Source organism: Streptomyces ovatisporus (assembly GCF_042653885.1).
GTDB lineage: Bacteria > Actinomycetota > Actinomycetes > Streptomycetales > Streptomycetaceae > Streptomyces > Streptomyces ovatisporus.
In genome coordinates this window covers 23,021-37,533 of the sequence record NZ_JBHSFH010000004.1, presented here as the reverse complement: position 1 = coordinate 37,533, position 14,513 = coordinate 23,021, and the positions used below count along the sequence as shown (strand labels likewise).

General features: G+C 67.9%; 11 protein-coding genes. 5 read left to right on the top strand and 6 right to left on the bottom strand.

Translation table 11 applies throughout. The annotated features are described in order from the left end of the window. Positions 1-19: 19 nt before the first annotated feature. The 4 genes from mads5 to ychF all read right to left on the bottom strand — a co-directional run bounded on the left by mads5 (position 20) and on the right by ychF (position 8,098). Positions 20-1,444: a methylation-associated defense system restriction endonuclease subunit S MAD5 gene (gene mads5 / locus ACFPA8_RS05090; protein ID WP_386442934.1), complete on the bottom strand. Its 1,425-nt coding sequence runs from the start codon at positions 1,442-1,444 to the stop codon at positions 20-22. Beyond that, positions 1,441-3,627: a methylation-associated defense system DNA methyltransferase MAD2 gene (mads2, locus tag ACFPA8_RS05085; RefSeq protein WP_386442932.1), complete on the bottom strand. Its 2,187-nt coding sequence runs from the start codon at positions 3,625-3,627 to the stop codon at positions 1,441-1,443. The genes mads5 and mads2 overlap by 4 nt, the downstream gene beginning before the upstream one ends. A 262-nt stretch (positions 3,628-3,889) precedes the next feature. Beyond that, positions 3,890-6,082: an AIPR family protein gene (locus ACFPA8_RS05080; protein WP_386442930.1), complete on the bottom strand. Its 2,193-nt coding sequence runs from the start codon at positions 6,080-6,082 to the stop codon at positions 3,890-3,892. A 927-nt stretch (positions 6,083-7,009) separates the two neighbouring features. Continuing rightward, positions 7,010-8,098, bottom strand: a complete 1,089-nt coding sequence (ychF, locus tag ACFPA8_RS05075; protein ID WP_386442927.1) for a redox-regulated ATPase YchF — start codon at positions 8,096-8,098, stop codon at positions 7,010-7,012. Between the two features lie 196 nt (positions 8,099-8,294). Between ychF and ACFPA8_RS05070 the strand changes: the two genes are divergently transcribed. Next, a complete protein-coding gene (locus ACFPA8_RS05070; RefSeq protein ID WP_386442924.1) occupies positions 8,295-9,047 on the top strand; it encodes a DUF6542 domain-containing protein in 753 nt (250 codons plus the stop codon). An 81-nt stretch (positions 9,048-9,128) separates the two neighbouring features. Here ACFPA8_RS05070 and ACFPA8_RS05065 read toward each other — a convergent pair whose 3' ends face one another. Then, positions 9,129-10,151, bottom strand: a complete 1,023-nt coding sequence (locus tag ACFPA8_RS05065) for a 4-hydroxy-3-methylbut-2-enyl diphosphate reductase (protein ID WP_386442921.1) — start codon at positions 10,149-10,151, stop codon at positions 9,129-9,131. 138 nt (positions 10,152-10,289) lie between these two features. On the opposite strand from ACFPA8_RS05065, the gene xseA reads away from it, so the two are divergent. The 3 genes from xseA (at position 10,290) to ACFPA8_RS05050 (ending at position 12,600) form a co-directional block, all read left to right on the top strand. Continuing rightward, entirely contained in the window at positions 10,290-11,504 is a 1,215-nt protein-coding gene (gene xseA, locus ACFPA8_RS05060) for an exodeoxyribonuclease VII large subunit (protein WP_386442918.1), read from the top strand. Between the two features lie 9 nt (positions 11,505-11,513). Beyond that, entirely contained in the window at positions 11,514-11,870 is a 357-nt protein-coding gene (locus ACFPA8_RS05055) for an exodeoxyribonuclease VII small subunit (protein ID WP_386442916.1), read from the top strand. A gap of 136 nt (positions 11,871-12,006) precedes the next feature. Next, on the top strand, positions 12,007-12,600 hold the full coding sequence (locus ACFPA8_RS05050) for a malonic semialdehyde reductase (protein WP_386442913.1): 594 nt from the start codon (positions 12,007-12,009) through the stop codon (positions 12,598-12,600). 45 nt (positions 12,601-12,645) lie between these two features. Here ACFPA8_RS05050 and ACFPA8_RS05045 read toward each other — a convergent pair whose 3' ends face one another. Further along, the gene (locus tag ACFPA8_RS05045; protein WP_386442910.1) at positions 12,646-13,299 is read right to left on the bottom strand and encodes a DUF4245 domain-containing protein; all 654 of its coding nucleotides are present in this window, start codon (positions 13,297-13,299) and stop codon (positions 12,646-12,648) included. A gap of 178 nt (positions 13,300-13,477) precedes the next feature. Between ACFPA8_RS05045 and glpX the strand changes: the two genes are divergently transcribed. Further along, entirely contained in the window at positions 13,478-14,512 is a 1,035-nt protein-coding gene (gene glpX / locus ACFPA8_RS05040) for a class II fructose-bisphosphatase (protein ID WP_386442907.1), read from the top strand. Position 14,513: the final 1 nt, after the last annotated feature.

Here is a 14,513-nt window from a genome sequence, read left to right as displayed (position 1 = left end):
TTGCGGGATAGGGTCCTGGTCACGCTTCGGAGGTGACGGCCTCCTCCAGCTTGGCGAGGGCGCAATCCTCCTTACGATCGGCCTCGTCCCGCTTCTTGTAGGCAGAGCGGACGGTGGCTGTGATGCGGTCACGGTCGGCCTCGGTCAGGACGGGGACGGGGATTTCGCGGAGCAGCGTGGTGTGATACTCCTGCTGCTTCCCCCCGACGCTCATGGAGCGCAGAACGCGGAACGCGGCCTCTGAGCGGAAGAACGCGAACAGGTAGGCGCCAGGGAAGGCGGAGTCGCCACTGACGACACGCACGAAGTCCTGACTGAACGCGTGCTCCAACCACGAACCCGTGACCATAACCGACCGCCCGTACACCTCGTTTTCGCCCAGTGTGCCGTGAGCAGCCACAAGGACCGTTTCATCCTGCTGCAGGATGTCATCAGGTGCCTGATCGGCGCTGATCCAGCGCCCTTCTGGTCGAATCCAGAATGATTGCCGCTGCCCGATCAATCGGACACCATATTCAGGACTGGCCTCAACACGCCTGAACCGCTTGCCGGTTCGCAACCGGCCCCCCGCACAAACCTCCCCCAACGTCACATGCTCCACGGATGACAACCGCTTCAGAATCTCCCGCGCTCGTGGTTGGAAGTTGAGCGCCCGCAGGCTCGTCGCCGAAATCCCGCTCTGCGCGAACCCGAGATCCCGCCCTTCTGCATGCCACCGCAGGTCCAGTAGATCCTCGATCCCCGCCGTCCGGAACAGATCTCGCGTCGCCGCGTCGAGGTCTGCCTGGAACTCGGCCCGCAACTCGGCCGCCTCCTGGACGAGTTCGTCGATCTCCTTCTCCACCGCGTCCCCGAAGCGCGGCACAGGAAGGTCCTCGATGTGGTGGGGCTCGATGTGCTTGACGGCCGAGCCGTACACCGTCCCCCTGACCAGCGCTTCCCCGAACCGGCTGGCGAGGAAGGCGTGCAGGTATCCCGCCCCGATCCTCTGGGTGTCCGGTACGACCTTGATTACGTCCTGCGAAGACCAGTAACCGGCCATGTCCGGGCGGGCGTAGGACCGCCGCCCGGCGTTGAACCCCGAGCAAGAGATCAGCGTCATGCCGGGCTCCAGTCTCAGGTAACTCAACTGCCGTGTCTCGGCGTCGGCCTTTCGCAACCGCGGCAATGCGCTGAAGTCGGCGACCAGCATGTCCTTGCTGCCCACGAACGGCACGCTGTGCTCAGGGTCGTTGAGGTACACCCGCCTGAACTGCGGTCCATTGTAGAGACCCCCGGCGTGACCCGCCGTGACCTCCTTCAGCGGAACCTTCTCCACCGGCAGCTGTTCCAGCAGCCGGTGGGTCGCGAACGACCCCGACAGGTAGGGCTTCGCGTCCAGTCGCAACCCCTGCCTGCTGAGCCATTCCCGCCTGGCGGGGTTGCCCCGTTCGGCGACCTTCACGCCTTCTCCCCCTTTGCCCAGGGGAGTTCATGCCCGTGATCCTTCAGAAACTCGTGGTACTTGTCAATGACGTTGGGCCGGTCATGGTAAGTAGGCCGATCCCGAAGGTCCATCAGGTCGTTGTCACTGATCTTGTTCCGCCGCGTGATCCGCCGTGTCACCGAGACGTTCTTGATGAGGATCTCGTCATCCTCTTCCTCCTCGTGCCACTCGTACTCGCCCCGGGCGTTCCGCACCCACAACCGGTTGCCGCGCCGATCGTGGCCGACCTTCTCAGCAACGGCCATGAACACGGGGTAGTCGACGGAGTTGTCGTGCAACCGATCCTCGACCTTCTCCCGGTCGGTCTTCCTCCGCAGGAACAGCAGCGTGGTGAGGATGTTGACGCCGGCGCCCCACACGAAGGGCTCCACGGGGAGTTCGACGCTGGCCATCACCCAGCACTCGTCGAGGATGTATTGCCGCACCGCCTCGTCGTCGGGACCCGGGTTGGAGAGAATGCCGTTGGGCAGGACGATGCCGATCCGGCCACCGGGCCTGACCCACTCGACGGCCTTCTGTACGAACAGCCGCTCCGGCGGGACGGACGTGGCCTCCTTGCCGCGCTTGAGCGAGCCGTCTGCTGCCCTGCCCCAGCCGTAAGCGATGCTCGCTTCCTTCTCCATGCCCGACTCCTCTTTGCGGAACAGGTCCAGGACCGGTCCGGTCACCGGGATGTCCGTGCCGAAGGGCGGGTTGGTGAACAGGACGTCGACCTGACCGGGTTCGACGCGGTCCCGGCGTTCCATGGCGGCGGCATAGCCCGGCATGTGCTTCCCCATGCGGGGGAACTGGAGGGAGTCCACCTGGAAGGTGTTGCCCTTGACACCGGTCAGCATCATCACGCCGAAGGAGGCGGCGCGGGTTAGGAAGGGATCGAAGTCCATGCCGAAGATCCGCTCTCGGGCGTACTCCGCCAGATTCGGGCGACGCTGGGTCTCCAGGCGGGCCTTCTCGTGCACGGGCAGCCCTCGCCCGAAGTCCGGCAGAAAGTCCCGGTGCAGCACATGCAGCAGGGTCTCGCGGAGGAAGCCGCCGGTACCGCAGCATGGGTCGAGAACGGTTTCGTCGCGCTGTGGGTCGAGCAGTTCGACCATGAACCGAGTGGCGACGTTCGGGGTGAAATACTGGCCCCGGTCCCCGCGCAGATTGTCGCCGACGAGTTCCTGGTAGGCGGTGCCCAGCGCATCCAGTGAAGTGCCGTGCAGGGTGTACGTGGAAAGTTCACTGGTGATGAAGGTGAGCGCGGCGTCGTTGAGAGTTAGCCGGTCGTGCTGGCTGAACTGGTTCTGTGCGGCGTAGTCGTTCTTGACCTCATCGAAGAGTTCCTTGACCCGCCGGGCGACCTCGGGGCTTCCCGTGTCCCTGCTGGCGAGGAGCCTCAGGTCGGAGGAGTCGACGTAGAAGCGCGAGGCGTCCTGGCCTCTCTCGCGTACCCGCTCCTCGTCGTACATCTTGGCGAACAGGACGTAGAGGAGCTGCCAGAACGCGGCGTCCTTGGGCAGACCCTCGTTCCCGTGGATGTAGTCGTGGCAGCGGCGGAAGGCGAACCGGAGCATCGTCTCATCGGCACGGCGCATCAGACTGAGAGAGGAGCGGTCACCCTGTGCGTCGAACTGGGTCGCGTCGCCGCGCGGCCAGTTCAGCATCGGCAGGTACTCATCCTCGATCCGGTGCGGGTCGCGCTGGATGAAGTACAGGTCTTTGTCGTCCGTCCACATGCCGTACTGGCACTCAGGCCCGGCCCCGAACATCATGTTGGCGACTTCTTCGACCTGCTCGTTGGCGTGCGCGAACGTGCGGATCTTGGAAACGGTGCGGCTGTCCTTGGGGCGGGGCTTGGTGATGACGATCCGGCGGATGTTCTCGCGCTCGTGCTTCGCGTCGGGCTTGAAAATCGCGATGCTCGCCCGGCGACGCGTCCTACGGCCGGTCTCCGGGTTCAGTACCGGGATCGGGAAGTCACGCTCCATATCGGTCGGGGCGATGCCGTACTGGTAGACGAGTACCTTCGCGATGCGCTGCCGCACCTCCTCGGCCTCGGTGAGCTTCACCACCTTGTCGCCGGAAATGAAGTCGAAGACCTCGTCGTCCTGGAGCTGGCGCGGTCCCGCGCCCTCCTCGGAGGTTTCCTCCCTTCTCACTTTGCCCGTGACCTCCTCATCCCACTTCCTCCGATTTCCGGATTCCCGAGACGCCCCTGACATCCCGTCATTTCGCCCAGGCATGTCAAAGCCCAGCTGTTCGTCAGCCATCGCGATTGCGCCCGCCTTGTCCCGTCTTACCCAAGTTCACGTCGTCCACCGCAGCCCCGGTGGCACCGCCCAAGAGTAGGCCAGCGCGGAACGGGTCCTCTCCGCTCCGCGCCCCTTCAGTGGCCAGGGGCCGGTCACGAGACCGCCGGCCTCAGTCCGCGGCGTCTTCCTCCGTCTCTGCGCCACCGTCCTCGGCGATCTGTACCAGGGAACGTCCGTCCGGGCCAACCCAGTACTTCGGCCCTTGCACCTGCTGGTCGTTGCCCATCGCCTCGCGGCGGATGCGGCGCACCAAACCGGATGGTGAATACGCCTGGCCGTCCGCCTCCCACAGCAGGGGCTGACTCTTGCTGTTCTGCCAAACCGCCCTTCCACGCCGCGGATCCTCCTGGACCCAGCGCGGCAGGCTCCTGTGCTCGGCCTCGGTGTCGGGCCGCAACTCGAACCGCGTGCCCTCTTCGATGAGGCCCAGCGTGAAGATCGTGGTGACCGCACGCGTACTGCGCCCGCCGACCGTCGGCCGCAGGAGGAGATCCTCACGGGCAGTGGACGTGGGCTCGGCCGTTGCCGTTGACTCGGCTCCGACCACCGCCTCGGCCTCGGGCGGCGTCACGGCCGTTGGTGTCGCAGCAGGTTCAGCCTCCTCGCCCACGGCCAGAAGATCAATGAGGCGGCTGACCACGTCCCTGGCCCGCTCGGGCAAGGTGACGGCCTTGGCGACCTGACTGGTCCGTCCGTACGCCGCGTCGATGACGTCGACCAGGTGCGCCGCTGCTTGCTGCACCCGTTCCGGAACCTGGAACAGCCGTTCCCGCCACGCCGCTTCGAGGTCCTCGTCGTCCAGATCGACCGCTTCCATGGTGTGAAACAGAATATGAGTGAGGATGAACTGGGCATGCTCGGCCACCTGCGCCACGCGACGGCTTGACCTGCCGTCGATTTCGCTGAGCCCGTCCAGGGCGTCGCCCACGGCCCAGAACAGATTGACGCAGCGCCACACCCGGTGGGCGGTTGGCAGTGAACCGAAGATCTTCTGGTAGTTGGCCTTCCCCCAAAGCAGCGACGGATTCCGCTTCGCCTCGGCCGCGAAAGCAGAGTCAGGATGAACGGCGGCGAGAGCGAGCGCCGCCGTCTCCATGGTGCAGCCCTCGTGCCGCTCGGGCTCGGCCTCGCCCCGCTTGACTGAGTAGGTCAGGTCCAAGGACAGCTGGAAGTCCTCGCGCAGGTCAGTCTGTTCCTGCTGTACGGACCTCAAGTCTCGTGCCTCGATGGGGTTCTGGGTGTTGGCCGCGATGGTGATCTGGTCCCCAAAGTCCTCGGGGCAGTCCTCCAGTGAAATGATGCGGACCATCACCTTTGCCTGTGCCACACGGTCCGGGTGGGACTTCGTCACCGCACATACTGCGTCCCCGGTCTGGGCTCCGTTGATCACGCTGGCGCCTTCGAGGTGCAAACCGATGGGCGCCCATCGGTCAGGCGGATCCACACCCTTGGGTCCGGCCTGATCGCATACGAGGGTGATCCCGCTGTTGAGGTACAGGAAATGCTCGGGCTTACGGATCAAGGAGTCCCGAAGGGTCGAATTGACCTCGCTGTCGTCCAGGGCATCGCGCACGTTGCGGGCCGTGAGCGCGTCGCCGTTCTCGCCCGCGTACCAGTCGGCGACCGTTGAGGCAGGGACGGTGCCGTAGTAGATGGGAAAGGGCTTCTCCAACCGTCCCGGACTGGCCAGCTCGATATCGAGGTCGACTTTGCGCTGGGCCTTCTCCCCGAGGATGGCCTGGTACATGGCAGGCAGATCAATGATCTCCAGACTGACCAGCTCGGGGTTTCGCTTGTGCAGCGCCCGGATCTTCTCGACGAGGCGCTCTCTGGCGTTGGGGTGCAGCTCGGTGCCGGTCACCAGTGCGAGTACGAGGGTCACCCGTGGGCGCTGCGCAGAGAGGGCGGTGGTGAGATCGGCGACGTGCGGGGGCATCTTGGGGCCGAGCTGCTCGAAGTCGCGATTGAAGAGGTACTGCAGTCCGTCCACCACGGCAGAGACATCGTGCTTGCCGAAGCCGGCGTTCCCCTTGTCGTGCCACTTGGCTTGGACGACTACGATCTCCCGGCCCTGCACGGCGACGGCGTCAATGCCTTCGTCCTTGCCGCAGTCCGTGATCGCTTGAGCCGCCTCCTCGTCCGTCCTTTCTGTCACCATCTGGACGGCCAGCGCGGCAACCGCACGGCTGAGGAACATCTGCTCTTCCGTTGGGTGCCCGGCGACATCCTTCATGGGGATCAGCGGCCTGAACCGCTCGGTCAGCTTCTTGCGCAGGTTCTTGACCTGAACTGGATGAGGCACAACTCCCCCTCGCTCACCACGGCTTCGTGGCCGACCACGACAAACCCCGACCCGAGGCTATCCCGACAGGCGCGACACGTCCCTTCCGGTTCTACGGATCACGCACCTACGCCGCCCCTTGGGGGAGGCGCACCTGGTCAGCCCAGCCCGAACAGTGGGAGGCGTTGCCCGTCGGGCTGCAGGCCGAGGCGTTCGACGAGCCGCGCATCGATCGATGGGGCGGCGACGGGGAGAGCCTCGGTGATCTCACTCTGGACATATTGATGGCGTGCTGACATCCGTGAACAGCGGCGATTCGCGTCATTCCAGCATTCGTATGCACGGGAAGCCGCTTGTCACGATTGGACGCCCCGGGCCGCGGTACGCAGCCACAGCTTGCGACGATCGGCGCACACCCATCCCGGACCTCAGCTCGAACTCAAACTCACAACGCTTCCTTCGGGAAATGCCTTGTTCCCATCACGTTCGCTTCCATCAGGTCGCGATCCCGCTGTGCATCACAGGGCGGAGGGGCTTCCGATGCGTTCATCGAGCACCACCACCCTGGCGGCGCCGCGGAACTCGGTGGCGGCAGAAACCACCGGTTCAAGGGGCGACCCCGTGTCGATGCAGTCGGATTCGCCCGGGGCGCAATCCAGCGGCTATGGCAATTCCAGTTCTGTCGTGATCGGTGTAATCCGTGGGGTATCGGTCCAAGTCCCCCTCCCGACACCAACTGATGCCCCACCTGGCGTCGAAGCTCACATGGCCAACAGCCAGCATCGATTCAGCACGGTACGGATGACCAGGGGAGACAACAGGTGACGGGAAGTCAGAATACCCAGCACCGATCCAGCACGGGAAACACTATAGGGTCGCGCACGGATGCACGCGACCCCATCTGACCTGCATGTTTGCCAGATCCGCGAGGTGGTGCGACGCCTACGGCTAGACGTTGAAGCGGAACTCCACCACGTCGCCGTCGCGCATCACGTAGTCCTTGCCCTCCATGCGGGCCTTGCCCTTGGCGCGGGCCTCCGCGACCGAGCCGGCCTCGACCAGCTCCTCGAAGGAGACGATCTCCGCCTTGATGAAGCCGCGCTGGAAGTCGGTGTGGATGACACCGGCGGCCTCGGGAGCCGTCGCACCCTTCTTGATCGTCCAGGCGCGGGCCTCCTTCGGACCGGCCGTGAGGTACGTCTGCAGACCGAGGGTGTTGAATCCGACGTGGGCGAGCGTGGCGAGTCCGGGCTCCTCCTGGCCCACCGTCTGCAGCAGCTCCAGCGCCTCGTCCTCGTCCAGTTCGGCGAGGTCGGCCTCCAGTTTGGCGTTGAGGAAGACGGCCTCGGCGGGAGCGACGAGAGCGCGCTGGTCCTCCTTGAAGGACTCGTCGGTGAGCTCGTCCTCGTCCACGTTGAAGACATAGATGAACGGCTTCGTCGTCAGCAGGTGCAGCTCGTGCAGCGGCGCCGCCTGCTCACTGCCCTGGGCCAGGCCCGCCGAGAAGAGGGTGCGGCCCTGTTCCAGGAGTTCCTTGGCCTCCTGCACGGCCTTGACCTGGGGCTGTTTGTCCTTCTTGACCCGGGCTTCCTTCTCCAGCCGCGGCAGCACCTTCTCGATGGTCTGCAGGTCGGCGAGGATCAGCTCGGTGTTGATCGTCTCGATGTCGTCCTTCGGCGAGATCTTGCCGTCGACGTGCACGACGTTGTCGTCCTGGAAGGCACGGATGACCTGGCAGATGGCGTCGGACTCACGGATGTTCGCCAGGAACTTGTTGCCCAGGCCCTCACCCTCGCTCGCCCCGCGTACGATCCCGGCGATGTCGACGAAGTCGACCGTGGCGGGCAGCACCTTCTCCGACTTGAAGAGTTCGGCGAGCGTCTGCAGCCGTGGATCCGGCACTCCGACCACGCCGACGTTCGGCTCGATCGTGGCGAACGGATAGTTGGCCGCCAGCACCTCGTTCTTGGTCAGGGCGTTGAAGAGGGTCGACTTTCCGACATTCGGCAGGCCGACGATTCCGATCGTGAGCGACACGTGGCGACTTCCCGTAGCGAGTATGAGGCGGTGATGGGACTGGGAGAGTCCGGTCTGGGCCTGGGGCCGCGCCGCCGGTCAGGGGCTTCCGGACCTGGCCCGGTGACCGGGCCGGTCCACCAGTCTACGGCTCGAACTGACGGCCAACGCGTGTCCGTCCCCGCTGTAGGGCGGTGACGCCGCCTACGTTGGAGCCGTGGAACAGCAGCACAGCGCACATACGGGCCGCAAAGGCCCCGGTCAGGCGCAGGGGCAGGGGAACAGTCCGACGCAGGGTCAGGAGCAGGGGGAGCGTGCACGCCGCCGGAAGGGGGCCAAGCCGCGGGCCGCGGCAGCGGCAGCAGCTCCGGCCGCACCCGGGGGCTCGCCGCTCGCTCCCGCACAGCCGCCCGCAGCCGCCTCGCAGAGAGCCCGGCGCCGCGGCGGCGGCGATGCCGGAGCGGAAGCAGCTGCCCTCTACCACGCGCAACTGCGCTTCCCCCTCGTTCCGGCCAGGCTGACCGACGCCCTCTCCTGGCTGCCCCGCGCCCGGCTCACGGCTCTCGGCGTCGGAACCCTCGCTGTGCTGCTGATGCTGATCGCCGGCGGGACGGACAGGCTGCTGTTCGGCGGCTCCGTGACCTTCTACGGCGGTGCCTTCCTCGTGACCACCGTGGTGTGCGCTGGCTGGGTGCGCCCCGCCGATCTGTGGACGGCGCCCGTGGCCGCCCCCCTGGCGTTCACCGCCGGGCTCCTCTTCATCAGCGGGGGGCCGGGCACGCAGGGCTTCATGCAGCACCTGACGAGCCTCTTCCCCGCACTGGCCGTCAACGCGGTCTGGCTCTACGCGGGCACGCTGCTGGCGGGACTCGTCGCACTCGTGCGGAAGGCCGGGCTGGTCGTTCAGCGGTCGCGCCTGCGTGCTCTGTCGAAGGCGCAGGAAGAGGCAGAGGCCGACGAGATCGCCTGACCGGCGCCGCACATGAGCTGAGGGCCGGCTGCCCGATCGGGCAGCCGGCCCTCAGCCGTCGTCAGCGGGTCCGTCCCCGTGTCAGCCCGTCCTGCGGGCTGCCGCCTCCGCGCGCAGATCACGGCGCAGCTCCTTGGGCAGGGAGAACTGCATGCGCTCCTCGACCGGCTGGACGAGCTCCACGTCCTCCCAGCCGCGCTCGGACAGCCACTCCAGTACGCCGTCGACCAGTACGTCCGGGACGGAGGCGCCGGAGGAGAGACCGACCGTCGTCACGCCTTCGAGCCACGCCTCGTCGATCTCGTCCGCGTTGTCGATCAGACGTCCGTCGCGGGCACCGTGGGCGATGGCGGTCTCCACGAGACGCACGGAGTTCGAGGAGTTCCTGGAGCCGACGACGAGGACGAAGTCGGCGTCGCGCGCCACCTGTTTGATGGCCGTCTGGCGGTTCTGCGTCGCGTAGCAGATGTCGTCGCTCGGCGGCGAGAGGAGGTTCGGGTAGCGGCCCTTGAGTGCGTCGACGGTCTCCATCGTCTCGTCGACCGAGAGCGTGGTCTGGGAGAGCCACACGACCTTCTCGGGGTCGCGGACCTCGACGTTCTCCACGTCGTCCGGTCCGTCGACGAGGGTGATGTGCTCGGGCGCCTCGCCGCTGGTGCCGATGACCTCCTCGTGGCCCTCGTGGCCGATCAGGAGAATGTCGTAGTCCTCCTTGGCGAAGCGCACGGCCTCCTTGTGCACCTTCGTCACCAGCGGGCACGTGGCGTCGATCGTCGCCAACTTCCCGCGCTCCGCCTCCTTGTGGACCTCGGGCGCAACTCCGTGCGCCGAGAAGATGACGATCTCTCCCTCGGGCACCTCGCCCGTCTCCTCGACGAAGATCGCGCCCTTCTTCTCCAGGGTCTTCACCACGTACTTGTTGTGCACGATCTCGTGGCGCACGTAGACCGGGGCGCCGTACTGTTCGAGGGCCTGTTCGACAGCGATGACGGCCCGGTCGACCCCTGCGCAGTAGCCACGGGGCGCGGCGAGCAGGACACGGCGGCGTTCGTCGGGGGCGTCTGTGGCGGACTGGCGGGAGGGCGTTGCAGACATGCGTCCCATCGTAAGGGCGAGCCGCCCAGCGCGCGGTTGACGGTGCGCAACACCCCTCAGCGGGACGACCGGGACGGACCGCTCCTGGTCGCGGCCCGGGAGCGGCAGGGGAACCGGGGTGTCCTCGGCGGCCATTAGTGTCGTCGTATGGCTCTCATCACCTCCCCCGAAGCTCCGGTTCCGGTCGGTGAGATCTCCCGGCTGATCGGCGGGTGGATCGACCGGCTCGGAGCGGTGTGGGTCGAGGGGCAGATCATCCAGCTCTCACCGCGGCCGGGTGCGGGCATGGCGTTCCTCACGCTGCGCGACCCCTCGCGGGACGTCTCGATCAGCGTCACCTGCTTCCGCGAGGTCTTCGACCGCGTCAAGGACGTCGTCGGTGAGGGCTCGCGCGTGGTCGTGCACGCCAAGCCCGTCTGGTACGGGCGGGGTGGCACCTTGTCCCTGCGGGCCGCCGACATACGTCCCGTCGGCATGGGCGAACTCCTGGCACGTCTCGAACAGCTGAAGAAGTCGCTGGCGGCCGAGGGGTTGTTCGCGGCGGAGCGCAAACGCCCGCTGCCCTTTCTCCCGCACCGGATCGGGCTGATCACGGGGCGCGCCTCCGACGCCGAGCGGGACGTGCTGCACACCGCCCGCGAACGGTGGCCCGCCGTCCGGTTCGAGGTGCGGCACACGGCGGTGCAGGGCGTACGGGCGGTGCCGCAGGTCGTCGAAGCCGTGCGGGAGCTGGACGCCCACCCCGGGGTGGACGTGATCATCGTGACGCGCGGCGGGGGGAGCATGGAGGATCTGCTGCCCTTCTCCGACGAGCAGCTGGTGCGTACGGTCGCCGGCTGCCGTACGCCCGTCGTCTCGGCCATCGGGCACGAGGCGGACTCCCCGCTGCTGGACCTGGTGGCCGACCTGCGCTCGCGTACGCCCACCCACGCGGCGAAGGACGCCGTGCCGGACGTCGGCGAGGAGCACGAGCGGGTGCGGGAGCTGCGGGCGCGGGCCTACCGCGTGATCAACGCCGTGCTGGAGCGCGAGCACCGCGGCCTGACCGACGTGATGAGCCGGCCCGCGATGGCCGATCCGCACGCGATGGTGGAGGAACGCCGGGCGGAGGTCGCCCACCTGCTGGAGCGCGCCCGCCGCACGCTGGGGCACCGTCTGGAGCGCGCCGAGGACGAGTTGACGCACACGCGGGCGCGGGTGCTGGCACTCTCCCCGGCGGCGACGCTCGAGCGGGGATACGCGGTGCTTCAGCGCGAGGACGGCACGGTGATCCGTACGCCGGAGGAGATCCGCGAAGGGGACGAGCTCCGGGCCAGGGTCGCCGAGGGGGAGTTCGGCGTGACTGTCGGTCCGCGCGCTTAGGGTGGCCCCATGACCTCGGAGACGACCTCGGACACGACTCCCGGCAGCGGGCCGGAACCGGCCGCCGCGGCGGCGGACGCCGGGAACGCGCTGTCCGCGCTCAGCTACGAGCAGGCACGTGGCGAACTCGTCCGCGTCGTCCAGCAGTTGGAGGCGGGCGGCACGTCGCTGGAGGACTCGCTGGCGCTGTGGGAGCGCGGCGAGGAGCTGGCACGGGTCTGCAGGGAGTGGCTGGAGGGCGCCCGCGCCCGGCTGGATGCGGTGCTGGAGGCGGAGGCAGCGGCCGACGAGGAATTCGAGGAGCCCGGAGCCGGCCTCTCCGCGGCGGACTCGGCCGGTGCGGAAGGCGCCGACGAGCGGGACTGATCCGGTCGGGGCGGCCACACGCCGGCAGGGCGACGCCGGGCGAGGTGTCCCGGCCCGATGGAAGCGGCGGACGGTTCCCGCTTACGGTGGACCGTCCGTACTCGAACAACCGCGCGCAAAGGCAAGGCTTCCGCACATGACAGTCGCCCTCGATCCCGCCGCCCAGGACCTGCTCTTCCGTGAGGCGCACACGGCGCACACGTTCGCCGACGAGCCCGTGTCCGACGAGCAGATGCGGGAGGTGTACGAGATGGTGAAGTACGCCCCGACAGCGTTCAATCAGTCGCCGCTGCGGATCACTCTCGTCCGCTCCCCCGAGGCGCGTGCGCGCCTGGTGCAGCACATGTCGGAGGGCAACCGGCCCAAGACGTCCGGCGCGCCGCTCACCGCCGTGCTCTCCGTCGACCTCGAGTTCCACGAGCGGCTGCCTGAACTGCTTCCGCGCGCACCCGGGTTGAAGGACACCTTCTTCGCCGAGGCGGAGACCCGGGAGGCGCACGGCACCTTCAACGCCACGCTGCAGGCCGGGTACTTCATCCTCGGGATCCGGGCGGCCGGGCTGGCCGCCGGTCCGATGAGCGGCTTCGACCGGGACGGCGTCGACAAGGAGTTCTTCGGCGACGGCAAGCAGAAGTCGCTGCTCGTGGTGAACATCGGCAAGCCCGGTGAGGACGCGTACAGGCCGCGTTCCCCGCGGCTGCCGTACGAGGACGTGTGCACGACGCTGTAGCAGGCGCACGGGGCCGTCCGCGCGGAGCGGAACGGTTCCGGCTGGTCAGCGCGAGCCGCTCCCGCCGCCGTCGCTCAAGGCGGCGGCGAGCCGGCCGAGTTGCTCGAAGGAAGCCGTGCCGGTGACGACGACGGTGTGGCCCGCGCCGCCGTTCCTCCGCCCGTCCTCGCCCGCGTCGCCCTTGTCCGTCCCGCCCTTGCCCGCCTCGCCGGCGGCGCCCTTCCCGTCCCCGGCCGCGCCGACTTCGCGGACGAGCGCGTCGTACTTCTCACCCTCGTAACGCGTCCACTCCACACCGCCGACGCGGCTCGTCCCGCCGGTCCGGCGCGCACCCTGCGTGACGTCCGCCACGTACCGCTCCGGGCGTGCCGCGTCGCTCTGCTCGATCGCCGCGTACTGGGTGTCCGGCGTGACGAAGCCCAGGTGCCAGGTGGCGCTCCGGGACGGGTCGCCCTCGTACCTCACCGAGGTGGCCCGCCAGCTCTTCGGCAGTCCTTCCGGAGCCAGCACGGGATAGGGGGCGGCGCGACGTGCCGACTCCAGCTCGACGCGGTAGCCGACGCGCTTGACCGGGTCGATGTCCTCGTCGTGCGGGACGAAGAGGTAGATGAACCCCGCCGCCAGCAGGACGACGGCGAGCGAGGGCACCATGCCCCGCACCGTCCGCCTGCCTTGCCGCTTGTCTGCTTCTGCTGCCACGTCCCCATCGTCTCGTACGGCGGGGACGGCCCGGACGACGGGTCGGACGTCCGCCGACGCGGGCGGCTGCGGGCGCTCATCCGTGGGGCCCTCTGCTCACTCTGACGGATGCTGGGTACCCTCGTAGACACCCTCAGTAGCCCGGCAGACGCCCAGCCGAGCAGAAAGGTGTGCCCCGATGACCGATCATCAGCACCTCCCCTCCCCGCTCGACGTCAGTCCCGAGGCTCCCGACCGCAACCTCGCACTGGAACTCGTCCGGGTCACCGAGGCCGGGGCGATGGCGTCGGGCCGCTGGGTGGGCCGCGGCGACAAGAACGGCGCGGACGGTGCCGCGGTGAAGGCCATGCGCACCCTTGTCTCCACCGTCTCGATGAACGGCGTCGTCGTCATCGGGGAGGGCGAGAAGGACGAAGCGCCGATGCTCTTCAACGGCGAACGGGTCGGCGACGGCACGGGGCCCGAGTGCGACGTCGCGGTGGACCCCGTGGACGGCACGACGCTGACGGCCAAGGGCATGGCGAACGCCGTCTCCGTGCTGGCCGTAGCCGAGCGGGGCACGATGTTCGACCCGAGCGCCGTCTTCTACATGAACAAGCTGGTCACCGGTCCCGACGCGGCGGAGTTCGTCGACATCACCGCGCCGCCCGCGGTCAACGTGCGCCGCATCGCCAAGGCGAAGGGCTGCACTCCGGACGACGTCACGGTCGTCGTCCTCGACCGCCCGCGCCACGACGGCATCGTCAAGGAGATCCGGGAGTCGGGCGCCCGCATCAAGTTCATCTCGGACGGCGACGTGGCCGGGGCGATCATGGCCGTACGCGAGGGCACCGGCGTCGACATGCTGCTCGGGGTCGGAGGCACCCCCGAGGGCATCATCGCCGCCTGCGCGATCAAGTGCCTCGGCGGCACCATCCAGGGCATGCTGTGGCCGACGGACGACGAGGAGCGGCAGCGCGCTCTCGACGCCGGACACGACCTGGACCGCGTGCTGCACACGGAGGACCTGGTCAGCGGCGAGAACGTCTTCTTCGTGGCCACCGGCATCACGGACGGCGATCTCCTGCGGGGCGTGCACTACCGGGGCGAGAGGGCGTACACCGAATCACTGGTGATGCGGTCGAAGTCCGGGACGATCCGGATGATCGACTCGACCCACAAGTTGTCCAAGCTGCGCGCGTACAGCTCCGTCGACTTCGACCGCGCCCGCTGAC